The organism is Microbacterium sp. WHRI 7836 (assembly GCF_040223885.2).
Lineage (GTDB): Bacteria > Actinomycetota > Actinomycetes > Actinomycetales > Microbacteriaceae > Microbacterium > Microbacterium oxydans.
In genome coordinates this window covers 400,927-425,913 of record NZ_CP168171.1, presented here as the reverse complement: position 1 = coordinate 425,913, position 24,987 = coordinate 400,927, and the positions used below count along the sequence as shown (strand labels likewise).

The window sequence follows — 24,987 nt, the reverse complement described above, 5'->3', positions numbered from 1 at the left end:
TTCACTCCGCTGCTGCGGATGGAACGGCTACTTGGACAGCGGCGCGGCCAGGAGTGCGAGGTAGTCGCTGAGTCCCCACGGGATCGACAGCGGCGACGGGTTCGCGGAGGCCGCGATCGGGGTGGCGTCGGGAAGGACGGCGATGCGTCCCTCGGCGATGGCCGGGATCTTCGACAGCAGCGGGTCGGCCTGCAGCAGCGGGATGATCGACTCGTCGCCATACGTGATGAACAGGTCGACGTCGTCGAACTTCTGCGCCTCTTCCGCGCTGACGGTCAGGTAGAACTGGTCGCTGTCCTTGTTCTCCTCGACGATCGAGGGGAACGGCAGGCCGAGGTCGTGGAGGTAGCCGGGGCGGGTGTCGATCGCGGTGTAGTAGCCGATCTGGCTGAGATCGGTCGGGTCGATGTAGGAGAACAGGACCTTCTTGTCCTTGAGCACGCTGTTCGCTTCGAGGGCCTTCTGCGCGTCGGCGTCGAGCTGCTCGATCAGGGCCTTGCCCTCCTTCTCGAGGCCGAGGGCCTTGGAGTCCATCTCGATCATGTCGTCGACCGAGGTGCCCCAGGCGACCTTCGGGTAGGCGATGACCGGGGCGATCTTGGAGAGGGTGTCGTACTCCTCCTGCGTCAGACCGGAGTAGGCGGCGAGGATCACGTCGGGCTCGGTGTCGGCGACGGCCTCGTAGTCGATGCCGTCCGTCTCGTCGAACAGCACCGGCGTCTCGGCACCCAGCTCGTCGAGCTTCTCCTCGACCCAGGGCAGCACACCGTTGTCGTCGTCGTCGCCCCAGGCGGCCTTGCTCATGCCGACCGGAACGATGCCCAGTGCCAGCGGCACCTCGTGGTTCGCCCAGGCCACGGTCGCGACGCGCTCGGGCTTCTCGGTGATCGTGGTCTCGCCGTAGACGTGCTCGACGGTGACGGGGAAGGCGTCGTCGGAGGCGGGGTTGCCGCCGGCGGTCGAGGTCGACTCCGGCGCGGAGGATGCGCAGGCGGAGAGGCCGATGGCGAGCGCGGCGGCCGCGCCGATGGCGAGGATTCGAGAGGTGCGCACAGGCGTTCCTTCGGTTCGGGGTGAGGGGGCGGCACGGGTGATGCGCCCAGCCTTTGGTAAGCCTGGCCTAATCTAACACGGAGGTTAGGTGATCCTCACCCTGAGATTCCCCGTTCGAATCGCGCGAATGGGAGTGAACTGCCGCCGGATGGAACCATTCGCGCGATTCGAACGGCGGCAGCGCACGAAAAAACCGGCCGGACCCGTGAGGGTCCGACCGGTTTCAGGAAGTCAGCGCGCGCTCAGAGAGCGCGGATGTTCGCCGCCTGCATGCCCTTGGGGCCACGCTCAGCGTCGAATTCGACCTTCTGGTTCTCGCGGAGCTCCTTGAAACCGGAGCCGGCGATAGCCGAGTAGTGGGCGAAAAGGTCGTCCGAGCCGTCATCGGGAGCGATGAAGCCGAAGCCCTTTTCCGCGTTGAACCATTTCACAGTGCCAGTGGCCATGTGTTTCTACTTTCTGTTGACTTAGCCGTTTGCACGGCCTACGCCGAACCGGAACATCCGAGACGCGCGCACTGTCACGCTACCACGGCAGGCTCCGCCGCAGTACGGGGCTGGTCATTCTTCTTCAGGAGAGCTGCTTCGGTGCGTGTGCTCACGCCGAGCTTGCGCAGCACGGCGGACACATGCACGCTCACGGTCTTCACGCTGATGAACAGGCGCTCACCGATCTGGCGGTTGCTCAGGCCTTCGGCGATGAGCTCGAGCACCTGCCGCTCCCTCGCGGTGAGCGGGTCGGTGCTCGACGCTGACACCGCGTCTCCCCTCAACCCCGCGTCTGTGGCGAACCGGGAGACGGCGGACTGGAGCTGAGCGTTGCCGAGAGACTCCGCGAGGGCTTCAGCCTCGGCGAGCACAGCGCCCGCAGCGATCCGGTCTCCTTCGCGGACCAGCACGCGTGCCTGCTCCAGACGGAGGACGGCGCGGAAGATCACCGGCACGTCCTCCCCCTCCGCGCACCGCAGCGCCTCGGCGAGAGCGTCAGGGTGCGGGTCGAGGAGGGCGTCGAGGATCGTCTCCCATGCGTCGTGCTGCAGCTGCGCCGGTTGGCTGGACCACGCGGCACGGATCGCGGTGGAGGCCCCCGAGACGTCGACTCCTGCCGCCCGCAGCTCGGCGATGATCGCGCCTCCCTCCAGCAGCAGACGACGCTGGTGCAGCAGCGCCGGCTCATCGTTCTCCAGCATCTCGAGGATGGTGTCGAGCGCCCCGCGGAGGTCTCCTCGACTCTCGGCGACGGCGACGATCATCATCACGCGGTCGTACCAGATCTGCCTTTCGGAGACGCCCGTCTCCTCGAACGCGGGAAGCCAGGCCTGCAGGAGCTCTGCGGCCTCCGCCGACCGCCCACGCCACGCCAGCACCCGCACGCGCGTCATGCTCATGTACATGCGGAACACGCGCAGAGTCCCCTGCACGAAGTCCCGCGACAGCATCTCCTCGACCCGGTCGATCTCGCCGAGCTCGAGCAGGGGGACGACCATGTTCTGCGCCATGATCGACCCCGAGGTGCGTTCGACCCTGAGTTCGCGAGCGCGCCGCAGCCCCTCCTCTGCGACCTCGACGGCCTCTCGGTAGCGCCCCAACAGCGTGAGCAGGTCGGAGTAGTTCACCCGATAGCGCATCTCGGCGTTGGAACCCGTCGCGAGCTCACGCGCACGCTCGTACTCGCGCACGCCTTCGTCGATGCGACCCAGGTGCGCCAGCGAACCTCCGCGCACGTTCGCGGCGATCGACAGCTGATCCGTGGATTCGGCTCCGGCCGCCCCGCGCTCGGCTTCGTCAGCGAGCCGGATCGCCTCCTCACGATCGCCCGCGATCATCCGGCGGCTCGCCAGCTGGTTGAGCAGTTCCGCCCGGAACACCTCATCGCCGATCCGCTCGTCGGCGATCGCGAGAGCCTGCTGCAGCAGCGGGATGGCTCCGAGGCGCCCGAGGTTGACGAGATACAGCGCCTTGTTGCGGAGGAGGCGAGCGTGCAGCCGCGGATCGACCGTCTCCGGGTCGACCTCGGCGAGCGCGACGTTGGCCACGGCGAGCGCCCGTTCACCATCACCCGCATTGCGCAGGATGGAGCCCAGCACCAGCAGCAGCTCGAGACGCTCGATGCGGGCCGCGTCTGCGGCGTCGGGCACGAGCGGCCAGAGCTCCAGGGCCAGCTCGCCGAAACGGGCGGCACTCGCGAACGCGTACTGTCCCTTCGCGTGACGCATCGCGTCGGCGGCGGCGACCAGGGCCTTCCGATCGTCCTGCGCCAGCTGCCAGTGGTACGCGAGCGCGGCGGCATCGCTGGAATCGGACCCGGCGCACTGCGCTTCGAGCGCCTCGGCGTATGCGCGGTGCAGTCGCGCCCGCTCGCCGGGGAGCAGGTCGTCGTGCACGGCTTCGCGCAGCAGAGCGTGCCGGAAACGGTAGTCGTCGTCGCCGACAACGAGGATGCCGCTGCGGGTCGCCTCGCGGATCGCTTCGTCGAGCCGCTGCTCCGGCAGCTCGACCAGGCTCGTGATGAGCGGATGCGAGAGCGGGCGTTCCGCACCGGAGACGACCTGCACGACGTGGCGCGCGTCGTCGCCGAGGCGATCGAAACGAGCCAGCAGCAGATCACGAAGGCCATCGGGGAGCGGGCCGTTCGAACATCCGGCGATCTCCTCGATGAAGAAGGGCACGCCCTCGGCCCGCTCCTGCATACGGTCGAGCGCACTCGCGGTGAGCGCACGGCCGGTGATCTGCTCGGCCAGCTCCCGCACGGCGGTCTCGTCGAGGCGGCCCAGAGTGAGGCGCTCGAGCAGCCGGGCTCTGGTGGCCTCGCCGATGAAGCGGCTCACGGCATCGCCACGACGCACGTCGTCGGTGCGGCAGGTGAGAAGCAGCAGGATGCGGCCGCGGCTGAGGGCCCGCAGCAGGAAGGAGAGGATGGCGAGAGTGGACTCGTCCGCCCAGTGCAGGTCTTCGACCACGAGCACCTGAGGGGCACGTTCGGCAGCCGCTTCGATGAGTGAGGCGATGGCGTCGCGCAGACGCTCGGGGCTGGTGCGATCGCGGTCGGTCGGGGAATCGACGAGCTCGGGGAGCAGCATGCCGAGAGCCTCGACACCCACACCCACCGACTCTCGCACCCGGTCGACACCCATGCGCAGCACGATCGAGCGGAGGATTCCGGTGAGGGGACCGTACGGCGTGCGCGAAGCGCCGAGGTCGAGGCACCACCCCACGTGCACGTCGGCGGTCGGTGCGATCTCGGTGGCGTACTCCCGCAGCAGCCGTGACTTGCCGATACCCGCCTCGCCCTCGACGAGCAAGGCTGCGGGGATGCCGTCGCGCACCCCCGCGAACGATCGACGCACCTCTGCCAGCTCGGCCTCACGGCCGACCATCGCAGCGCTCGACGCGAAAGGGGGCATGGACTCATCGTCCCACCCCCGACCGACATTCGGGTCCGTCGGATGTGCGCTGTGCGCGATGGTTCTGCTCACTGCGCGTGCGCCGCCGCTGCCGTGTCGCACGCGGCCGTGACCCGTGCCTTCCCCGGCGCCGTCGCTGCCGAGTCGCCCGTAGAGCGACCGAACGCGTGGCGAAGCATCCGTCGGATCGCTCCTTCCGGCCGCGGCACGATCTGGTCGGCGTGCTCGATCAGGGAGAGGCGCCTCGCAGCGGCGCGCTCCATCTGCTCCTGGTCATGCCTGGTGAGCTGCTGGTGGAGATAGGGGTGCTCGAACATGGGGTTCTCCTCGACGGTTCGCTGTATCCCTACACTCCGCTCTGAGGTACCCCCGGTACATCGGACAGATGCCCTATCTTTCGCCCGGCCCCGCGCCCGCCCGCATCAGCCGCAGACGCCCGGATGGTCGAGACCCGGCCGGCACCAGGATCGCGAGCACACGCACGAGTGTCGCCATCCACAGCAGCCCGAGTCCGACGACGATCGCCTCGACCGCAGTGGTGGAGTACACGCCGAAGGGCACCCACAGGACCAGCGCGATCACGACCAGCAGACCCACACCGACCGAGGCGATCGACAGCGCGCGAGGATGTCCAGGGACCCTCGCGACCGTGGTGGCAGCGGCCGCGGCGAACAGCACGAGCGCGCCGAGAGCCGCGATGTCGTGCGGAACCGGCACGCGGTGCAGCGGCAGGAGCCCGACGGCGGCGAGCGCGATCCCGGACGCCGCCCACAGCGCCACGACGAGGGCGATGCGGGAGAGCACGGCGTCGCCGAGCATCCGGTGCAGGTCGCGGCCGATGTACGAGCCGACGGTCGCGACGAGCAGACCGGCGACCACGAGGGTGCCGTTGAACGCCCATCCGACGCCGAGCTGGGAGAAGTTCTGCTCCCACCAACGCGGATCGGCGGCGGTGACCATCGCGAAAAGCGTGCCGATCACGAGGAAGCCGAACAGGAGCGCAGCGAGGTCGGACGTGCGCAGGTCGATGCCGGCCCCGAACGCGAAGCGCCCGCCGACCGCCGCGGCCACGCCGGTCAGGACCCCGCCACCGACCGCCGCGAGCTGCAAGCCCTGGAGACCGGCCGCCAGCACCTCTGCCGCGAGCAGCACCCCCATCACGGTGACGGCCCCGAACGCGATGGTCAGGGCTCCGGTCGAGAGATCGGACACCACCGCCTGCCACCGCGGCATCGAGGCGGTCTCGCCGCGGCGGTGCACCAGGGTGCTCGTGAGGAACGCCCCCGCTGCGATGCCCCCGGCGACCACCGCCGCCGGCATCGCGAGCGCACCTCCCCCCGTGAGCGGGCGCGCGTCACCGCCCAGCACGAGCATGCCCGCGACGGCACCGACCACGAAGCAGAGCGCGGTCGCCCAGATCGCCCTCGTCTCGCCGCGCAGCTTCGCGTCGTGCTCCATGCGCCCATGCAAGCACGCGCCTCGGACGGGCGGAACCCCACCCGTCCGAGGCGTGCGGCGGGGACGTCAGGCGGCCAGGCGCCCCACCGCTCGAGCGCGGATCAGCACGGCCGTACCGTCGGAGTACGCGACGGGCAGCTCCTCCACCGCGACTACCTCGATCGTCGCCGGGTCGGCACCGGCGAGTCGGGCACGCTCTGTCGCCTCCGCCGCAGCATCCGCCCGAGAGGCCCGCTGGTCGGCGGAGTCCACGCGGTAGATCTTCTCGATCTGTCCGGCGACCTCGCCGAGGGCGGCGCCGACCGCGTTGGCAGCCCCGAAGTGGTCGGGACGGATCAGCTCGGCGACGCCGTCGAGCACGGTCGGGGCGATGATCCCCCCACCGCCGACCAGGATCACCGGGACGGGGGCGGCATTCGGCTTCATCCGGTCGATCGAGTCCTCCAGGATCGCCCGCATCGCGCTCCAGGCCGCCGCTCCTACCGTTGCGGGGACGACGGGCGCGTCGATGCCGTCGATCGCAGCCCCGCCGACCGCCAAGGCGACGTCAGTCGCCGTGAGCGTGGAGCCACCGAAGGCGAGTCCCTCCTGCGGGAGCCGATAGCCGACGCTGTCCGGACCGACTGTGGCACCCGCCGGGGTCTCACGGATGATCGTGCCGCCGCCGAGGCCGACCGAGAGCACATCCGGCATGCGGAAGTTCGTGCGGATGCCGCCGATCTCGACCGCGTGCGCCGACTGGCGGGGGAACCCGTCGACGAGCACGCCGATGTCGGTCGTCGTACCGCCGATGTCCACCACGAGGGCGTCGGTGGCACCCGAGAGGTGCGCGGCTCCGCGGATGGAGTTCGTGGGCCCGCAGCCGATGGTGAGCACGGGGAACTCGAGCGCGTACTCGAGCTGCATGAGAGTGCCGTCGTTCTGGCCGAAGTACGGCGTGGCAGGGATGCCCCGGTCCCGCAGAGCCGCGACGAAGCCCGCGGCCATCTGCCGGAGCGTCTGCATCAGCGCGGCATTCAGCACGGTCGCGTTCTCGCGCTCGAGCAACCCGAGCGAGCCGATCCGTGCCGACCGCGAGACCGGGACGCCGAGCTCCTCGACCACGACCGTGGCGACGCGTTCCTCCTGGCTCTCATCGATGGGGGAGAACACGCCGACGACGGCGACCGCGTCGACCTCGCCGCGCATCTTCCGACAGGCTGCGCGCACCGCCTCCTCGTCGACAGGGGAGAGCACGCGGCCGTCGACCTCGAATCCGCCGGCCAGCAGGTGGACGTGCTCGCCGATCGCCGCCCGCAGATCGTCCGGCCACCCCTCCAGGGGAGGGACAGCAGTGGTGGCCGGTGCCCCGAGGCGGAGGATGCCGACGCGGCCGAGACCGCGCCGTTCGACGATCGCGTTGGTGCAGTGCGTCGTCCCGAGCATCGCATGGCCGATGAGCGCGGCGTCGACACCCGAGGCCGCCAGCACGGCGTCGATCGCAGCAGCCACGCCATCGCCCGTATCGGCCGTGGTCGGACGCTTGACCGAGGCCACCACCTCTAGACGCTCGTCGAGGATCACGGCGTCGGTGTTCGTGCCACCGACGTCGATGCCGATGCGATACCTGCCGGCCATCACGCGACCTCCCCGTCCGTCGTGCGCGCAGCGGACCGCTGTGCGATGTCCTCCACCGGAACCCACTGCACGTCGTAGCCGAAGTGAGCGGGTCCCGCTGTCTCCAGACCGATCGGCGTGCGCCACTTCTCGTGACTGGGGATCGCGATGACCGCGACCCGAGCGCCGTAGCGCAGGGACTCGGTCGTGATCGGCATGCCCGTGGCCAGGTCGAGCACCGCGATCAGGTCGGGAGTGACGGCAGCCAGCACACCGTCCCTCCGTCCGAGCAGCATCTCGTTCTGGAAGTCGAGCCGGAACGCGCTCCCCCGGTCGTCGCCGACACCGACGAGCTCAGCCGCACCTCGGGTGAAGCCGCCGTCGACGGCGCGCTGCAGGTCGGCGACCTTCCCGTCGAACAGCCGCACGGCGTCGAGGTCGGCACACAGGGCGTCGATGCGCTCGTCGTCGCGCAACTCCCTGCCGGCCGCATCCCGTCCGCGCAGGATACGACCGATGCGCTGGGCCAGCCCGAGCGTGCCAGGGATCGCGCACTCGCGCACCACGTCGCCGCCGTACGCGTAGTCGATCATGGTCGCCCCTCCGCCCATCTCGACGGTGACGGACCGCGCGATGCGCTCCGACCATGCACCGTCGACAGGACGGCTGACCACTTCGTTGCCGTGATGGTCGACGAGCACTGTCGTTCCTGGTCCATAGCCGGCCAGGTGGAAGGTGACCATCTGCGCCTCGGGGAAGGCACGACCCATGGCGTCGCCGTCGACCACCGGCAGCCCGGCGAGGGCGGCCGCGGCGATCGGGATCATCGAGTTGCCTCCGCCGACCTCGATGGGCATCACGGCCGTGGGCGTGCGACCGACCGCGCGTTCGATGGCTTCCAGCGCCGCCCTGAGCTCGGACTCGGCCTGGATGCGCTCCACGCTCACCGATGGCGCGCCGATGCCTCCGATCGGGATGACGAAGTCGTCGTCGGTCAGCTCATCGACCGCGAGCAGTCGTACGGGTCCGTGCAGGCGGATCAACCGCTTGGCCATGAGCGATCCCACGTGCGGGTCTCCTCCGCCACCGGTGCCGAGCACGGCGGCACCGAGCGCGATCTCGTCGATGTCGGCCTCGGTGATCATGGGTGTCGTGACGACAGCGCTCATGCGATCACCTCGTCCGTGGCCGGAGCCGGCGCATCGGGAGCGACGCGGCGGCGAAGCGGAAGCAGCACGAGGTACGCGACGAAGCCGACGAGCAGTCCGTCGAGGGCCGAGATCGACGTGAGGGTGAACCATCCGAAGCCGGGTCCGTCCGCCGGGTTCGTGGTCGCGACCGCCACGAAGATGCCGACCACCCAGGCGGCGATCGACCAGCCGTCGACCATCGGCACGGTGGCGCCATGGGCCCAGCGCACCGTCTTGCGGCCCGTGAAGAACGATGCCAGGTACACGCCGCCGTAGGGGGCGATGATGGTGCCGATGACGAGGATGAACTGCACGAAGTAGTCGGCGGCCCCGATCACACCGACGACGATGCCGATCACGCCGAGCACGACGGTCACGGTGCGTCGGCTCAGCCGCTCGCTGATCGACGCGAACGAGAGACCCGCCGAGTAGAGGTTGGTCGTGTTCGTTGTCCACTGCGCCAGGATCAGCACGATCACCGCGACGCCACCGAGGCCGAGCGCGAAGAAGATCGCCATCAGCTCGGTGCCGTCCATGATGCGGGCGAGCAGGATCGCGACGACCAGGATGATCGAGTTGCCGAAGAAGAAGCCGACGAAGCCGGCGATCATGGCCTGTCTCGGGGTCTTGGCCCAGCGCGCCATGTCGGGGGCGAGCACGACGCCCAGGATGAAGATGCCCATGACGAGCGAGACCGCGCCGCCGAACGTGAACGTCGCCTCGACCGGAGCATCGAGCCCCGCCGCACCGTTCACCGTGAATGCGACGATGACGCCGACGATGAGGAGCAGGAGCAGCAGCGGCACGGCGAGGGTGCTGAGGCGGTTGATCGAGCGGTAGCCCCAGAACGCGGTGATGGCCATCAGCACGCCGCCGATCGCCGTGAACACCTGCACGGGCACATCGATGCCGGTGAACTCGGCGAAGGCGATCTGCGCGTTGGCGCCGAAGAAGCCCGCCTGCACGGCGTACCAGCCGACGAGGCTGACGGCGATCGCCAGGGCGAGGATCGCACCACCGACCCGGCCGAACACGGCGCGCGAGATCATCGCGGTGGAGAGTCCTGTGGCCGCTCCGACGTACGCGCATGCCATCGCGAGCAGTCCGAGCAGGAGCGAACCGAGCATCGTCGCGCCGATCGCCGGCCAGAAGGCCATTCCGGATGCGAGCGAGACGCCGAGGAACGCCCCGGAGAGGTCGATGCCGATCGCGATCCACACGGTGGCGATCGACAGCCAGCTCTTGCGCTGGTCCTGAGGCACGACGCCGTGCTCGTAGTCGGTGGTAGTCATCATCATTCCTTGGGATGTGGCCCTGCGAGTGCGTCGGCGGGGATTCGGGTTCCCGGAGTGCGGACGCCTCGCAGGGCGGGTCGGGGGTCGGCTCGCGGTGCGGCCGGGTGACGCGGTGCCGGAGGGAGCTCGTGGCTCCCTGCCGGCGATCGTCGAGGGTCACCGCATCTGTGCGGCAGGGTTCATCGGGAGAGGATCGTGGAAAGGTGTCGCCAGGCCTGGTCGAAGCGCTCGCGGTAGATCTCCGGCGTGTAATGGGTGAGTTGCAGGAACAGGCCGTCCATGACGACGAACACCAGCGCGGTGAAGCCGTCGGCATCGCCGGGGACGAAGGCCCCAGCCGAGACGCCGTCGTCGTAGGTCTCGCGCACGGCTGCAGCCAGGGTCGACTCCGAGTCGAGGAAGATCTGACGCAACTGCTCGCCACCCGGCCCGTACTCGGAGACCGCGGCCCTGAGGCTGAACTCCGCGAGGTCGGGACGGTCGCGGTAGTACGCCTCGATCCCGCCCAGCAGGTGCTGCAGACGAGCGAGCGGCTCGAGGGTGCTGCTGCTGCGCACCAGCTCGTCGAAGAAGGCGGTGTGCTCGACCGAGACCGCGGCGTACACCTCCGCGTACAGCGCCTCCTTGCTCGGGAAGTGCGCGTAGAGCGAGGGGGTCTTGATCCCGACGGCCTCGGCGATCTCGCGCAGGCTCGTCTCCGCGTAGCCCTGGCGCGCGAAGATCGTGCGTGCTTCCGCGAGGATCGTTGCTCTGGTCATGTGAGTGCCTAACGACTATTAGTTAGGCAGAGCGTAACCCCGCACCTCCTGGTTCGCAAGACCGAGCCCGACATCCTCCGACATGGAGAAGGCCCGACGGCTGAGCCGTCGGGCCTTCTCTGCATCTGATCTCCGGTCAGGCTTCCACGTCGCCGCGCCATGAGCCGGTCTCGACTCCGCGGCCCTCGATGAACTCCTTGAAGTTCTCGAGGTCCTTCTTCACGGCGTGTCCCCCCACGCCGACCAGCGAGCCCAGCTTCTCGAGCAGTCCTTCAGGTTCCCAGTCGAGCTGCACCGTGACCCGCGTCGAGGCGTCGGTGAGCGTGTGGAACGTCACCACGCCCGCGTGCTCGGTCTCGCCTCCCGTGCTCTTCCACGCGACACGCTCGTCCGGGTGCTGCTCGGTGATCTCGGCGTCGAACTCGCGAGTCGCGGCACCGACCTTCACCTTCCAGTGGGTGTGCGTGTCGTCGATCTGGGTGATCGATTCGACCTCGTCGAGGAACTTCGAGAAGCTCTCGAACTGCGTCCACTGGTTGTAGGCCGTGCGGACGGGAACGTCGACGTCGATGGTCTCGATGATCTGCACCATGGGATGCTCCTCACTGTTCGTCGTTCGTGTGATCCCATTCAGCCGCAGATCGCGGGGATCGGCGACGGGGTTGACATCCGCCGCCGGTTCCCCGACATTCCGGTCGACGCGCGATCGGCGACCCTCAGGGGATGGTGACGACGGCGCCCTGTCTCCTCGCCTCCTCGGCGAGCCAGACGATCCGGTGGGTGGCGAGGCTCTCCTCGGGACCGGAGAGCAGCCCGGAGCGGTCCCCCGTGCGCAGCGCGTCGAGGAAGGCGTGCACGAGGGCATCGTCCGCCCCACCGTGCCCGTCGGCCGCACTCGCGTTGCCCCGGGTCTCCGGGACGACCTCGTACTTCTCGTCACGCACGAAGTCATGGACGACGAGGGTGCGCCCGTCGCCCTCGATACTGCCCGTGGTCCCGAACAGGCGGGTTTTGCGGAAGTCGAGTTCCGTGAAGGCGGTGACGGTGAACGATGCGGTGACGCCGCCGCTGTATTCGATGTTGACGACCTGATGATCGACGACGTCGTTCTGCCCGTCGTACACGCAACGGCCGTACGGCCCCTCGCGGAGTGCGCGGTCCACCCCGGCAGCGGAGACGTCGGTGGTGAGCACGGCCAGCGGCCAGCGCTCGAATGTCTCGTCGCCGAGGAACCCGCGGTAGATCGTGGTCGCGGAGTATGCGCACGTGTTCTGCAGCGGACAGTCGAGGCAGCGCGCCGTCGCCTCCGCTGGCTTGTTCTCCGGGCGGAAGTGCAGCAGGCTGCCGAACGACGACACGCGCTCCGCCGGCAACCCGACGATGTACGAGAGCCAGTCGATGTCGTGACTGCTCTTCGTGAGCAGCATCGGGCCGGATTCCTCCTCGCGTGCCCAGTTGCCTCGCACGTAAGAGTGCGCGAAGTGCCACCAGCCGATCGGCTCGAGATGCTCGACAGAGACGAGCTGACCGATCGCGCCGTCGTCGAGCAGGCGCTTGAGCGTGCGGGAGTATGCGGAATACCGCATCACGTGGCACACGGCGAGCATCACGCCGGCGTCCTCAGCGGCACGGACGATGCGGGCGGATTCCTCCTCGGTCGGCGCGATCGGCTTCTCGAGCAGGAGGTGGTATCCGGCTTCGGCGAGCCCGATCGCCGGATCCGCGTGCAGGCGATCCGGGGTGGCGACGACGACCGCGTCCGCCACTCTCTCCGCGCGCCCCGCGATGCCCTGCCAGGTGTCGAACCGCTCGATCGGCTGCCCGGAGAACTCCACCAGGAACGCCGCCAGACGCTCGGGATCCGGCTCGACGACCGCCGTGATCGTCGCCCCCTCGGCCACGGCGCGGCGGGCATACCCGGTACCGCGCGATCCCGCCCCGACGATCGCGAGACGGAGAGGGACGGGGACGATCATTTGAGTGCTCCTTGGACGAGACCGGCGACGAACTTGCGCTGGAAGATGAAGTAGAGGACGACGATCGGAACGATCACGATGATCGTTCCGGCTGCGAGCAGGGGGATGTTCTCGCCGAACTGCTGGACGAACGTGCCGAGTCCCGACGGCGCGGTACGCCGAGCGGGGTCGCGGATGAGGATCAGAGCGAGCAGGAACTGGTTCCACGCCCACATGAACGTCAGCAACGCGTAGGTGATGATCGCCGGTTTGGCGCCGGGGATCAGGATCTGGATCAAAGTACGGAAGCGACCGGCACCGTCGAGCTGCGCCGCTTCGATGAGCTCGTTCGGCACCGACTCGAAGTGGGTGCGCATCCAGAAGATCCCGAACGGCATGAACGCTCCGACCAACGGGAGGATGACGGCCCAGTAGGTGTCGATCAGCCCCGTCGAACGCATGGAGAAGTAGAGCGGGATGACGATGGCCTCGTACGGGAGCGTGAGTCCAGCGAGGAAGAACGCGAACAGCGCCCCCTTCGCCGGCATCTTCATGGTTCCCATGGCGTAGCCCGCGAGAGTGGAGCAGATCACCGAGATCGGCACCACGACGACGGCGATGATCGCGCTCGATGCGAGCAGCGACCCGAAGCCGGCCATCGTCCACGCGCTGAGGAAGTTCTCCCAGTGCGGATCGGTCGGCCAGGTGAGCCGTGGCACGAGCGTGCCGGAGGGTTGCAGCGCGGCGGAGATCAGCGCCAGGAACGGGAGGACGACGCTGAGCACCGCCACGAGGAGGAAGCCGGCGGATATCAACCGGGACGTGCGTGATCTCATGCGTTGCGGCGTCCGATCCTGCCGATGACGGCGACGAAGACGAGGATGATGGCGCTCAGCACGGTGGCGAGTGCGCAGGCGAGCCCGACCTCGTTCGAGGTGAAGACGAGTTTGTAGATCAGCACGCCGGGCACGATCGTCTGATATCCGGGGCCTCCGCCGGTGGTGACGTAGACGATGTCGAAGCTGGCGAGCGCGGCAATCAGCGTGACCGTCGCTGCGACGACGATCTCGGCCCGGACGCCCGGGACCGTCACGTGCCAGAACTGTCTGATCGGGCCGCACCGGTCGAGCCGAGCGGCCTCGTACAGCGACGGATCGATCTTCTGGATGCCCGCGAGCAGCAGCATCATGCACAGCCCCGTGGTCACCCACGTGCCGATCACTCCCACCGCGGGGTAGGCCCAGGTGAAGTCGCCGAGCCATGCCCGCGCGAGATCCCCCATGCCCAGGGCGGTGAGCAGTTGGTTGATGGGCCCGTCGGCGGCATAGAGGTAGCGCCACACCACGCCGACGGCGACGAGGGGCAGGATCTGCGGGAGGAACAGCACCGTGCGGACGACGCCCGACCCCCGTCGAGGGCGTGCGGCGATGACCGCGGCGATGATGAGGCCGAGGATCACCGGGAACACGGTGTAGAAGATGATGAACCCGAGGCCGTTGCGCAGTGCCACGAGCAGTCGCTCGTCGGTCGCGACCTTGACGTAGTTGTCGATTCCGGCCCAGGTGGCGGCGCCGATCCCGTCCCACTCCCAGAACGAGAGCCAGATGCTCTGCACCCAGGGCGCGATGGTGAAGGTGCCGTAGAACGCGAACGCTGGCAGCAGATAGAGCAGAGCGCTCCAGCCTCGGCGCGGTCGACGGGAGGCTCCGGCCGTGCGACCGGAACCCTCCCGCGACCGCGGTGACGTGGTCGTCATCGATCAGCCGGCGTGGGCGGCGGCCCAGTCGGCCTGGACGGCGGCGAGGAAGTCGTCGACGCTCGTCTGGCCCGCGATCAGCTGCTGCGTGCCGGCCTTGAGCACGTCGTTCATCGTCGCGGTCGCGTTGTTGTTGAACGCGACGAGACCATCGGCATCGGAGACCTCGGCCCACGCGGCCACGATGTCACCCTGGAGTGTTCCGTCTTCGGCGACGGCGACCGTGGGGTCGTTCGGCATGAACCCCTGCGCGAACTGCTGCTCGCTGGCCTCGGGGGATCGCAGGAAGTCGAGGAACGCGGCCGCCTCGTTCGGGTGCGCGCTCTGCGAAGAGATCGCATAGGCCACCGAGGTGCCGATTCCCGTCACGTTATCGCCGGGGAAGGCCAGGAAGCCGGCGTCCGCCCCCAGGGCGTCGCCGATCTTGCCGGCGTCCCAGATGCCGTCGACGAGGAACAGCCCCTTGCCCGCCGTGAAGTTGTCGACGGCTCCCTGCAGATCGGTGCCGTTCACCGTCGTCGGGTCTCCGAGGTAACCGGCCTTCTGCCAGTCCACCAGTGTCTGCGCCGCCTCGCGATTCGCGTCGGTGTCGAATGTCTCGCCCTCGTGGCCGAAGGCCCACGCATTGGCCACGTCGGCCCCGGATGCCCCCTGGCCCAGGAGCTGGACGATGAACGCGGCGTGTCCCTCGGCGTTGCCCACCTGCACCGGCAGGGTGCCGGCGGCTGCAGCCGTCTGCAGCGCCTTCTCGAAGTCGTCCGGCGACGTCGGAGCGTCGATCCCGAGCTGCGCCGCGAGCGCCTTGTTGTAGTACGCACCGACCAGTGAGAAGCCGGCGGGCGCGGCATACAGAGCGCCCCCGTCTCCGAGCGTGCTGCCGTCCTCGGCGACCCGCCACTGGTTGAGCTGGTTGGCGGGGAAGAACTCGTCCCACCCGTAGAGACCGGCGTAGTCGTCGAGCGGGAGCACCAGCTTGTTCTTCACGGTGTTGGCCACGGCGTTCAGCAGGACGATGTCGGGCGACTGGTCTCCGGACAGGTTCAGGTTCACGCTCTGGTTGTAGTCGTCATAGTTCGTCTGGGAGTACTCGATGGTGATGTTCGGGTGCTCTGCTTCGAATGCCGCGATGGTGGCCTCCGTCGCTGCGCCGGACTCGGGAGTCGACATCAGGGTCAGGGTGATGTCGTCGGTGGTCAACTCGGTGCTGGCGTCGACGTCGGAACCGGTACCGCTGGTCGTCGCGCCGGGTGCGCAGGCGGTGAGTGCGAAGCCGAGAAGCGTTCCGGCCGCGAGCGGCGCGAGGACGAGTCGGGTGCGTCTTTGCATGGGTGTGTCGCCTTTGGGGTAGGGGTGGGAGTATTTTGCAGGACTCCGTGGTAATTCATAATTTAGGGCTGGGCACTCGCGGTGTCAAGCGTCCGGATCGCCGGATGTGATAGTCAGGACTCGTGACATCCCAGCCGCTCGGCACCGACCTCGCAGCCATGCGGCGACTCAACGATCACGCCGTGCTGACCACCCTGTGGGAGGCGGACGGACCGTTGACCGCCACCCAGCTCGCGTCCGTCACCGGCCTCTCTCGCACGACCGTCGAGGCCGTGCTGCCCTCGCTCCTCGAGAACGGGCTCGTCGCCGCCGAGCAGCTGCGCCCCCTCCGTGCGGGCCGCCCGGCGCGTGGCTACAGCTTCGCCGCCGCACACGGCATGTCGGTGGGGATCGACATCGGCCCGCACGGCATCGCCGGCATCGCCGGCGACCTGCGCGGCACGGTGATCGCACCGCATCGCCGGATCGAACAGGACCTCTCCGGCGGCGAGGATGCGGCTGCCGCGGTGATCGACCTGGTGGCCGTCCTGCTCGACGAGGCGGCGGGCGCTCGGGAGCTCGCTGCGCTCACGGTCGGGATCCCCGGCATCGTCGATGCGAACGGCCACCCCGTGAAGACGACCGTCGTGCCGGACTGGCTGGAGGCGGACATCGACACGCACCTGCGGCGCGCGTTCCCCGACGCACGGATCTCGTTCGACAACGACACCAAACTGGCAGCCATCGCCGAGATCGAGAGCGGAGCCGTCGGCTCGGAGGAGACCGCCGTGCTGCTGCGGATCGGCAACCGCATCTCCGCAGCCTCGATCGTCGACGGCCGGGTCGCCCGCGGGGCTCACGGCGCCGCGGGCGAGATCGGGGCGCTGGGACGCGTGGCCTGGCCTCAGGCACAGCAGCGCCTGACCACTCGCGCCGCCGGTCAGATCGAGCGCCTCTTCCTCGAGGGCGACGGCCTCTCCGCACACGCAGATGCCGCGGTCTCGGACTTCGCGGCGGACATCGCAGACGGACTCGGAGCGCTCGTCCTGGCGATCGATCCGCACGCCGTGGTCATCAGCAGCAGCATCCCGGAGGCGTCGACGCGGCTCGCCGCGGCACTGAGTCGGGAGCTCGACGGTCGCGCCCTCTTCCTCCCCGAAATCAGGCCGTCGGCGCTGGGAGCAGCCGCACCCTGCCTCGGCGCGCTCGCCGTGAGCACCGCGGCCGTTCACGAGCAGTTGTTCGCTCGCGAGTATTGACAATTACGACAGAGTCCGGGTTAATTGCCTCGCCGGCCGTGTTCGTCTGATCGCGTCCGGGTGAAGATCACCGTCGATCCCCGAGGAGCATGATGACACGCCCGCAATCCGTACGGCGCCTCACGGCAGCCGCCGCCGTGGTGGCCTCCGCAGCCGCCCTCACTCTCGCCGGCCCCGCAGCCTGGGCCGCCGACACCCCACCCAGCCCACTCGACAAGCCCGGATACACTCTCGACTTCAGCGAGGAGTTCAACGGCACGACGCTCGACACGAACAAGTGGCTGCCGAACTATCTGCCCCACTGGGTGCCCGCCGAGGACATCGCCGACACCGCCGCGCGCTACACGATCTCCAACGGCACCATCAAGCTCCGCGTCGACCAGGACCAGCCCCCGTGGAACCCCGACCAGGACGGCACGGTGGTCTCCTCCGCGATCCAGACGCACAACCAGAACAATTGGCACCCCTTCAACGGCAGCGCCGTGAACCGCAACAACCTGCCGACCTTCGACGGCTACTCGACCAAGTACGGCTACTTCGAGGTGCGGGCGAAGAACTCCAACGCGGGCGGCGGCGGGCACCAGGCCCTGTGGCTCGTCGGCACCAACAACACCGGCGGCCAGTCCGAGATCGACATGATCGAGACCTTCTTCAGCACGCCGAACAGCTGGCGCATCGCCGCCTACGGCTGGGGCGATCCGAACTTCCTCTCATCGTGGTCACTCGACACTGTTCCGGTGTCCGGCTCGCCGACCACGGAGTTCCACGTCTACGCCATGGACTGGACGCCCACGCAGCTGCGGTTCTACTACGACGGGCAACTGGTGAAGACGCTCAACGACGCCCCCAACACCGCGATGGGCATCATCATGAACATCTACACGGGCGCGGGCTCCGGGCAGCCGAACAGTGTGTGGCCCAAGCAGTGGGAGGTCGACTACCTGCGCGTGTACAAGGACAACGCCGGCTACTCCGAGGCCGTCTCCCCCACCTGGAAACTCATCAACAACCGACACCGCGCCGGCGCGATCAACATCGAGCCGAATGACGGAGTCGTCCGCTTCGGCGAGGTGCCGACGACGTACTGGAGCGCGCAATGGGTTCCCGAGACATCGTCGGGCACCACGAAGTACCGCAACCGCTGGACCAACCAGTACCTCTACGTGGACGGCACGACCGTGCGACACGGGACCGCTGCGACCGCCGGCGCCTCCGCTTCCTGGTCGACACCGGACGCGGGCGGTGGGTTCACCCGGATCCAGAACGCATCCGGCGCACTGCATGTCGAGAACAACACCGGCAAGGTCGAGTTCGGCAACGTGTCGAGCAGCTGGTGGTCCTCGCACTGGCAGCTCAAGGCCGCGCCCGCGAACTGAGCACGACACCGGGAGGGGGACCACCCGGTTCCCCTCCCCTTAGAGGAGACCCCATGCGCACGACACCGCCCCGACCGACGTCGGCCCTCCTTCTCACCCTCGCGCTGCTGGCGGGAGGCATGAGCCTCACCGGCTGCACCGAACCGTCTCCACCGGCCGCATCGAACGCTGCGAGCGCTGCGCCGACCCCGCGGTTCGACCAGGAGGCCACCCTGTGGACCCTCACCTCCACGGGAGAACAGCTGCCGCTCGACGACGCGGATGTGCAGGCCGTGCAGCAGGTCGTGGCTCTGCACTCCGGAGCTTCGGACAACCGCTCGCCCGCCATCGTGGCCGACTCGATCGCGGCAGAGGAGGCGTTCTTCACGCCGCTCTTCGTGGCCAAGCTGTCAGACACCGGGTACCGTGACGCCCTCGTGGCGATGTACGTCGACAACGACCTGACGATCGAGCAGACCGGCGTCGCGTGGACTCCATCGAGCATCGATGAGAGCCGCACGAAGGCGACGGTCGGGTTCGAGTCCCTGTTCCGGATCGTCACCGCGACCGAGGGGTACCTCCACGAGCTCGGCGCCGAAGCGGGGGCGGAGTTCGCACAGCCGCGTGAGTACACACTGACGAAGGTCGATGGCGAATGGCTCATCGACGACATCGCGAAAGGGCCTCTGCGCTCGACATCTCAGCCGACCCCGTAGCGGCGCTCCCCGACGCACCGACCGGCACGACTAGCGTTGAGGTCATGCGCATCCCCGCCGCGATCCGTGCCTCACAGCGCTCTCCGCTGCTGCAGGTCGTGAAGTCGGCAGCCGCGACCATCGCCGCCTGGCTCATCGCCGGATGGGTGTTCCCGGCGCAACTGCCCGTCTTCGCCGCGATCGCCGCCCTCCTGGTCGTGCAGCCCAGCGTGAACCAGTCGCTGTCGAAGGCGCTCGAGCGCAGCATCGGGGTGATCGCGGGTGTCGTGATCGCCGTGGCGCTGGGTCTGCTGCTGGGGTCGCCGAGCTGGATCGTGCTGCTCGCGATCGTCGTCGCCATGCTGGTGGCCTGGATCTTCCGCGCGTCTCCAGGCACAGGGAACCAGGTCGCGATCTCCGCGATGCTGGTGCTGGCTCTGGGGTCCTCCAGCCCGGAGTACGCATTCGCCCGCATCGTGGAGACGCTGATCGGCGTGGTGATCGGCATCGTCGTGAACGCACTCATCGTGCCACCGGTGCTGGTCGCACCCGCCCGCCGGGATGTGGGCCTGCTGGGCCGCGAGCTCGCCGCGAGCCTCGACCGCCTGGCCGACGCGCTGCCCGAACCGCAGACGCCCGCGAGACTGCAGGAGCTGATGCTGGAGGTGCGACTGCTGCGTCCGATGAAGGAGGCGGCGGAAGCCGCGATCGCCGCGGGAGAGGAGTCGCTCACCCTGAACCCGCGGCGCTCGACCCACCGCGCCGACCTGCGCGAGCTGCGGGCACTGCTCGACCGGCTCTCCCCCATCGTCACGCAGACCATCGGCATGACCCGCGCGTACTTCGACCACTACGACGACACGATCGGCGAGGAGCCGGCGGTCACGGCGATCGCCGAGCAGCTGCGGCGAGCCGGCCACGACGTGCGTCTCGCCGTGCAGATCGCGGAGGCGCTTCCGGAGCCGGACGACATGACGTCGACGATCCCCGCCCTCACCGCTCCCCTGGTGATCCGTCCGCCGTCATCACAGCACTGGATCCTGATCGGGTCGCTCATGGAGGACCTCCGTCGCATCCGCGGCGAGCTGGTCGACGAGGACTGAGCGGTCTTCGAATCGCGCAACGGGGTGGTATCCGGCGCCGGAATCGAACCATTCGCGCGATTCGAACCGGCCTACGCTGGGAAGATGAACACCGTCGAAGCGCTCGGGGAACTGGCCGCGCTGGATGACCCGAAGGTGCGCGCAGCCAACGAGAAGCGCGGGGACGACCACGGCATCAACCTCAGCCGACTGCGCGCCCTGGCGAAGCGCATCAAGACGGATCAGCACCTCGCCGAAGATCTGTGGGCCACGGGCGAGACACGTGCGCGGCTGCTCGCCCTCCTGATCTGTCGCCCCAGGGATTTCGGCGCCGACCAGCTCGACGCCATGCTGCGCGAGACCCGCGCCCCCAAGGTCAACGACTGGTTCGTCAACTACGTCGCCAAGAAGACTCCACTCGCCGAGGAGCTGCGACTGCGCTGGTTCGACGACCCCGACCCGACAGTGGCCGCCGCCGCGTGGTCGCTCACGACCGTGCGCGTGACGAAGGACGCGGAGGGGTTGGACCTTTCGCAGCTGCTCGATCTGATCGAGCGGGATCTGGCGACGGCGCCGTCACGCCTGCAATGGGCCATGAACGAGACCCTCGCCAACATCGGGATCTTCCACCCCGAGCATCGCGCCAGAGCGCGGGAGATCGGCGAGCGCCTGCAGGTGCTCGCCGACTACCCGACCGCGCCCGGCTGCACCTCACCGTTCGCCCCGCTCTGGATCGATGAGATCGTGCGCCGCCGCGAGGGCTGAGCCTCCCCGGGCGATCACTCCTCGCCAGGCGTGTCCGACCACCGTCGCGCAGCACAGTCGGTAACGTTATACACTTTATCCGTTCGTCTGCGCACTGGGGGTGGCCGCACGGTGCGGTCACCTGCGCGACGACGGAACTGGGGATGCCTCATCATGGCCACGCAAGATCAACTGAACGCACTCATCGCCGACATCGCGAACGACATCAACGGGTTCATCGGAGCCTCCGTGGTGGACGTCGAATCGGGTCTGCCGCTCGCGTCGAACTCGGTCCGGCCGGACTTCGACCTCGATGTCGCCAGCGCGTACAACAGCGAGATGGTGAAGAGCAAGCGGAAGACGATCGAAGCGCTCCGCCTCGAGGCCGCACTCGAGGACATGCTGCTGACGCTCGACACGCAGCTGCACCTGCTCAAGATGATCGACGACGACACGTTCATCTACCTCGCCGCCGACCGCCAGGCGACGAACATCGCCCTGCTCCGGTCCGCCGTCAACCGCCACGTGGTGGCGCTGAACGCTTGACCGGCTCCGAAGCCTCGACCGTCGACACCGCCGCAGAACCGGCGGCCACACGCGTGCGCCGACGACGTCGGAATCTGCCGACGAGGTTCCGCCTCGTCTTCGCCGGGCCGGTCGGTGCCGGGAAGACCACGGCGGTCCGCGCGTTGAGCGATGTCGTCACCGTGGATACCGATGTCCCGATCTCGGCCGGCTCAGCGGAGTACGGCGATACGGACAAGACGACGACCACGGTGGGGCTCGACTACGGCACGTGGAAGCCCACGGACGAGATCTCGGTCGCGCTCATCGGCGTTCCCGGCCAGGACCGCTTCGCCCATGCCCGGCAGAGCGTCTCCGCCTCCGACACCCGTATGCTGCTGTGGCTGCGTGCAGACCGCGGGAGCATCTCTGCGGACGCCGACGAGTGGCTCGCGCGTCTCACCGCCGACCACGAGCGGACGGTGATCGCGGTCACGCATGTGGCCGCCGAGGCCCTCGACGAGGTACGCCGGACGCTCGGTGCGAGCCTCGAAAGGTATCGGATACCCCTCACTCGCGTGCTCGCCGCCGACGCGCGCGACCGCGAGAGCGTCATGCGTGTGGCGTGCGCGGCCCTCGACCTCCCTGGAGGAGAGTCATGAACGTCCCCATCCGAGCGGACGACCCCGCGTCGACCGGCGAGTCGGGGCCGACGCAGGACGGCGTGCTCATGCATCCGGATCTCGCGGCGAACTGGGCGCTCTGGTCGGGCGTCGTGAGCCAGGCCGCGCTCACCCGGCTGCGTCATCTCGAGGAGCGCTTCCCCGAACTGACCACAGCCGTCCTCTCGACCGCCGACGGCCTGCACATCGCCTCCGTCGGCACCCTCGCCGAGACCGGAGACCGCCTGGCCGCCATGAACGGTTCGCTGTTCGCCGTCGCCAGGGCCGAGGCCGAGATCATCTCGCGCGGAACGGAGCCGAGCCTCTCCGCCGTCGTCTCGGTGTCGATCGGGCAGAGTCAGCTGTCGCTGCTCAGCTTCATCCTCGCCCCCTACGGCCAGCTGCTCCTCTCGGTCTCGGCGAAGGGCGTGCAGGTCGGGACCGTGATCGTGCAGGCCCGTTCGGCTGCATACGAGCTCATCACCGCACTGGGGCTCGCCGGCGCACCGGGGTGAGGCTGGCTACGCTGAGGCCATGAGCACGCACATCGCCGCAGAGCCCGGTCAGATCGCACCCATCGTCTTGTTCCCCGGCGACCCGCTGCGGGCGAAGTGGATCGCCGAGACGTTCCTCGACGATGCAGAGCTGCACTCCGAGACGCGCGGGATGCTGGGTTTCACCGGCACCTGGGAGGGGCACCGCGTCTCGGTGCAGGGCTCGGGCATGGGCCAGCCGTCGATGGCTATCTATGCGAACGAGTTGTTCGACTCCTACGACGTGCAGACGATCGTGCGAGTCGGTTCGTGCGGCGCCCTGACCGAGCGGGTGAAGATCCGCGACATCATCATCGCGAACGGCGCCAGCACCGACTCCGGCATCAACCGCGTGCGCTTCCACGGACTCGACTACGCACCCGTGGCCGACTTCTCGCTGCTGCGCGCTGCGGTCGAGGCGAGCGAGTCCGAGCCCCTGGAGTCGACGGTGCACGTGGGGCAGCTGTTCTCGAGCGACCAGTTCTACAGCACGCGCCCCGAGCTCACGGAGCCGTTCGTGCAGCACGGCATCCTCGGCGTCGAGATGGAGGCCGCCGGGCTCTACACCCTCGCGGCGTACCACGGTCGGCGCGCCCTCGCCATCTGCACGGTCAGCGACCACATCATCACGGGCGAGGAGACCACCGCGCAGGAGCGCGAGCAGACGTTCGGCGACATGATCCGCATCGCGCTGCGCGCCGCGACCCGCTAGGGGGTGTCGCCGACCGCGTGCGGACGCGGCAGCGCCACCATCGCGCCGGTGTCGGTGAACTCCTGCTGGATCTCCTCGTCGTGCCGGTATGTGAGCAGGCTCACGACGACCGCCGCGAGCATCGCGAACACGAACGCGGGAAGTAGTTCGTAGAGCCCGGTATCGAGAGCCTTCCAGATGAACACGGTCGCGGCACCGACGAACATCCCCGCCAGCGCACCCCAGTTGGTGAGCTTGCGCCAGTAGAGGCTGAGCAGGATGACCGGCCCGAACGCCGCGCCGAATCCGGCCCAGGCGAAGGAGACGAGGCCGAGGATCGTGTCGTTCGGGGTGATCGCCAGCACCGCCGCGACGACTGCGACGCCGAGCACCCCGAGCCGCCCCATCAGCATGAGCGTCTTCTGCGAGGGCGGCGTGCGCCGGAACACGCCGTACAGATCCTCGACCAGCGCCGAGGAGCACACGATCAGCTGGGAGGAGATCGTGCTCATGATCGCGGCGAGCACCGCCGCCAGCACGAGGCCAGCGACGAACGGATGCAGCAGCGTCTGCGACATCAGCAGCACCACGGTCTCGGGGTTGGCGAGGTCGACGCCCGTCTTGGCGATGTAGGCGATGCCGACCAGGCCCGACAGCACCGCGCCGCCGAGGGAGACGATCATCCAGGAGATGCCGATGCGTCGAGCGCTCTTCGCCTCCTGGGGTGAGCGCAGCGCCATGAACCGCACGATGATGTGCGGCTGCCCGAAGTACCCGAGTCCCCACGCGAGGGAGGACACGATGGCGAGGATCGTGCCGCCGGTGAGCGCAGTGCCCGAGAGCAGGGACAGATGGTCGGGCGCGACCTCGTTGATCAGCTCGCCCGTCTCGGCCAGCCCTCCGATCGCCACGATCGCCGCGACCGGGATCACCACGAGGGCGACCACCATCATGAGCCCCTGCACGACGTCGGTCAGTGATGCACCGAGGAAGCCGCCGAACAGCGTGTATGCGAGGGTGACTCCCGTGACCAGCAGCATGCCGGTCAGATAGTCGCCGTTGAACGAGCTCTCGAAGAAGACGCCGCCGGCGACCATGCCCGACGAGATGTAGAGGGTGAAGAACACGAGGATGACGACACCCGAGACCACGCGGAGCAGTCGCGTCGTGTCGCGCAGCCGATTCTCGAAGAAGCTCGGCACCGTGATGGAGTTGCGCGACACCTGCGTGTAGGCACGAAGCCGAGGAGCCACGAGCAGCCAGTTCAGGTAGGCGCCGATGGTGAGACCGATCGCGATCCACGCCTCGATGAGACCGGAGACGTAGATCGCACCGGGTAGCCCCATCACGAGCCAGCCGGACATGTCGGAGGCACCGGCGCTGAGCGCGGCCACCCACGGCGGGAGATTGCGTCCGCCGAGCATGTAGTCCTCGTGATCGCCGGTTCGCCGGAAGGCGATCCAGCCGATGAGCAGCATCGCTGCGAAGTACAGCGCGAGTGCGGCGAAGGTGAAGATCTGGTCGGGCATCGTCGTCCCCCCTGGGCGGTGCAACCTCCGGTTGTCGTCGTTCGATGATGTCAAGCGCGGCCTCGCGCACACCGAGGCGCCTCGGCGCGGCGTGACTTCGGCGCGGTCGGCAAGGTCTGACCTCGCGCCGCATCAGGCACTCATCGGCGGATGGGATGATCGAG

Annotated in this window: 24 protein-coding genes; 9 read left to right on the top strand and 15 right to left on the bottom strand. The window is 68.6% G+C overall.

Annotated features, from left to right (window positions below):
* Positions 1-27: 27 nt before the first annotated feature.
* The 14 genes from ABRP18_RS02045 to ABRP18_RS01980 all read right to left on the bottom strand — a co-directional run bounded on the left by ABRP18_RS02045 (position 28) and on the right by ABRP18_RS01980 (position 15,790).
* A complete protein-coding gene (locus ABRP18_RS02045) occupies positions 28-1,053 on the bottom strand; it encodes an iron-siderophore ABC transporter substrate-binding protein (protein WP_061016188.1) in 1,026 nt (341 codons plus the stop codon).
* Between the two features lie 242 nt (positions 1,054-1,295).
* Entirely contained in the window at positions 1,296-1,499 is a 204-nt protein-coding gene (locus ABRP18_RS02040) for a cold-shock protein (protein ID WP_017831237.1), read from the bottom strand.
* 74 nt (positions 1,500-1,573) lie between these two features.
* Complete coding sequence (locus tag ABRP18_RS02035) at positions 1,574-4,456, bottom strand: AAA family ATPase (RefSeq protein WP_349885433.1); 2,883 nt, start codon at positions 4,454-4,456, stop codon at positions 1,574-1,576.
* Between the two features lie 68 nt (positions 4,457-4,524).
* Positions 4,525-4,773 carry a hypothetical protein gene (locus ABRP18_RS02030; protein WP_058632021.1) on the bottom strand — a complete coding sequence of 83 codons (249 nt, stop codon included), beginning with the start codon at positions 4,771-4,773 and terminating at the stop codon, positions 4,525-4,527.
* Between the two features lie 73 nt (positions 4,774-4,846).
* A complete protein-coding gene (locus ABRP18_RS02025) occupies positions 4,847-5,914 on the bottom strand; it encodes a DUF998 domain-containing protein (RefSeq protein WP_349885432.1) in 1,068 nt (355 codons plus the stop codon).
* A gap of 66 nt (positions 5,915-5,980) precedes the next feature.
* Positions 5,981-7,531 (bottom strand): hydantoinase/oxoprolinase N-terminal domain-containing protein, encoded by a 1,551-nt coding sequence (locus ABRP18_RS02020; protein WP_058632022.1) that lies wholly within the window; start codon positions 7,529-7,531, stop codon positions 5,981-5,983.
* Positions 7,531-8,679: a DUF917 domain-containing protein gene (locus tag ABRP18_RS02015; protein WP_349885431.1), complete on the bottom strand. Its 1,149-nt coding sequence runs from the start codon at positions 8,677-8,679 to the stop codon at positions 7,531-7,533. Before ABRP18_RS02015 ends, ABRP18_RS02020 begins: the two co-directional genes overlap by 1 nt.
* Positions 8,676-9,992, bottom strand: coding sequence for a cytosine permease (locus tag ABRP18_RS02010; protein WP_231589645.1), 1,317 nt, complete (start codon positions 9,990-9,992; stop codon positions 8,676-8,678). The genes ABRP18_RS02015 and ABRP18_RS02010 overlap by 4 nt, the downstream gene beginning before the upstream one ends.
* Before the next feature lie 182 nt (positions 9,993-10,174).
* Positions 10,175-10,753, bottom strand: coding sequence for a TetR/AcrR family transcriptional regulator (locus ABRP18_RS02005; RefSeq protein WP_052748621.1), 579 nt, complete (start codon positions 10,751-10,753; stop codon positions 10,175-10,177).
* Between the two features lie 136 nt (positions 10,754-10,889).
* Positions 10,890-11,345 carry an SRPBCC family protein gene (locus ABRP18_RS02000; protein WP_349885430.1) on the bottom strand — a complete coding sequence of 152 codons (456 nt, stop codon included), beginning with the start codon at positions 11,343-11,345 and terminating at the stop codon, positions 10,890-10,892.
* Between the two features lie 124 nt (positions 11,346-11,469).
* Complete coding sequence (locus tag ABRP18_RS01995) at positions 11,470-12,729, bottom strand: Gfo/Idh/MocA family oxidoreductase (RefSeq protein ID WP_349885429.1); 1,260 nt, start codon at positions 12,727-12,729, stop codon at positions 11,470-11,472.
* The gene (locus ABRP18_RS01990; RefSeq protein WP_349885428.1) at positions 12,726-13,544 is read right to left on the bottom strand and encodes a carbohydrate ABC transporter permease; all 819 of its coding nucleotides are present in this window, start codon (positions 13,542-13,544) and stop codon (positions 12,726-12,728) included. Before ABRP18_RS01990 ends, ABRP18_RS01995 begins: the two co-directional genes overlap by 4 nt.
* The gene (locus tag ABRP18_RS01985; RefSeq protein ID WP_349885427.1) at positions 13,541-14,464 is read right to left on the bottom strand and encodes a sugar ABC transporter permease; all 924 of its coding nucleotides are present in this window, start codon (positions 14,462-14,464) and stop codon (positions 13,541-13,543) included. Before ABRP18_RS01985 ends, ABRP18_RS01990 begins: the two co-directional genes overlap by 4 nt.
* A gap of 3 nt (positions 14,465-14,467) precedes the next feature.
* Entirely contained in the window at positions 14,468-15,790 is a 1,323-nt protein-coding gene (locus ABRP18_RS01980; protein WP_349885426.1) for an extracellular solute-binding protein, read from the bottom strand.
* Between the two features lie 122 nt (positions 15,791-15,912).
* Here ABRP18_RS01980 and ABRP18_RS01975 point away from each other — a divergent pair, with 122 nt between their 5' ends.
* The 9 genes from ABRP18_RS01975 to deoD all read left to right on the top strand — a co-directional run bounded on the left by ABRP18_RS01975 (position 15,913) and on the right by deoD (position 23,315).
* Positions 15,913-17,028 carry an ROK family transcriptional regulator gene (locus ABRP18_RS01975; RefSeq protein ID WP_349885425.1) on the top strand — a complete coding sequence of 372 codons (1,116 nt, stop codon included), beginning with the start codon at positions 15,913-15,915 and terminating at the stop codon, positions 17,026-17,028.
* Between the two features lie 89 nt (positions 17,029-17,117).
* Entirely contained in the window at positions 17,118-18,404 is a 1,287-nt protein-coding gene (locus ABRP18_RS01970; protein WP_349885423.1) for a glycoside hydrolase family 16 protein, read from the top strand.
* A gap of 53 nt (positions 18,405-18,457) precedes the next feature.
* Complete coding sequence (locus ABRP18_RS01965) at positions 18,458-19,099, top strand: hypothetical protein (RefSeq protein ID WP_349885422.1); 642 nt, start codon at positions 18,458-18,460, stop codon at positions 19,097-19,099.
* 44 nt (positions 19,100-19,143) lie between these two features.
* Positions 19,144-20,181 (top strand): aromatic acid exporter family protein, encoded by a 1,038-nt coding sequence (locus ABRP18_RS01960; RefSeq protein ID WP_141370757.1) that lies wholly within the window; start codon positions 19,144-19,146, stop codon positions 20,179-20,181.
* 84 nt (positions 20,182-20,265) lie between these two features.
* On the top strand, positions 20,266-20,925 hold the full coding sequence (locus tag ABRP18_RS01955) for a DNA alkylation repair protein (RefSeq protein WP_349885421.1): 660 nt from the start codon (positions 20,266-20,268) through the stop codon (positions 20,923-20,925).
* Positions 20,926-21,078: 153 nt separating this feature from the next.
* The gene (locus ABRP18_RS01950) at positions 21,079-21,450 is read left to right on the top strand and encodes a hypothetical protein (RefSeq protein WP_113681086.1); all 372 of its coding nucleotides are present in this window, start codon (positions 21,079-21,081) and stop codon (positions 21,448-21,450) included.
* A complete protein-coding gene (locus ABRP18_RS01945; RefSeq protein WP_349885420.1) occupies positions 21,447-22,070 on the top strand; it encodes a hypothetical protein in 624 nt (207 codons plus the stop codon). Before ABRP18_RS01950 ends, ABRP18_RS01945 begins: the two co-directional genes overlap by 4 nt.
* Positions 22,067-22,585 (top strand): hypothetical protein, encoded by a 519-nt coding sequence (locus ABRP18_RS01940; protein WP_058632026.1) that lies wholly within the window; start codon positions 22,067-22,069, stop codon positions 22,583-22,585. The genes ABRP18_RS01945 and ABRP18_RS01940 overlap by 4 nt, the downstream gene beginning before the upstream one ends.
* A gap of 19 nt (positions 22,586-22,604) precedes the next feature.
* Positions 22,605-23,315: a purine-nucleoside phosphorylase gene (deoD, locus tag ABRP18_RS01935; RefSeq protein ID WP_349885419.1), complete on the top strand. Its 711-nt coding sequence runs from the start codon at positions 22,605-22,607 to the stop codon at positions 23,313-23,315.
* Here the strand turns inward: deoD and putP are convergent.
* A complete protein-coding gene (gene putP, locus ABRP18_RS01930) occupies positions 23,312-24,823 on the bottom strand; it encodes a sodium/proline symporter PutP (RefSeq protein WP_349885418.1) in 1,512 nt (503 codons plus the stop codon). The genes deoD and putP overlap by 4 nt on opposite strands.
* Positions 24,824-24,987 lie beyond the last annotated feature (164 nt).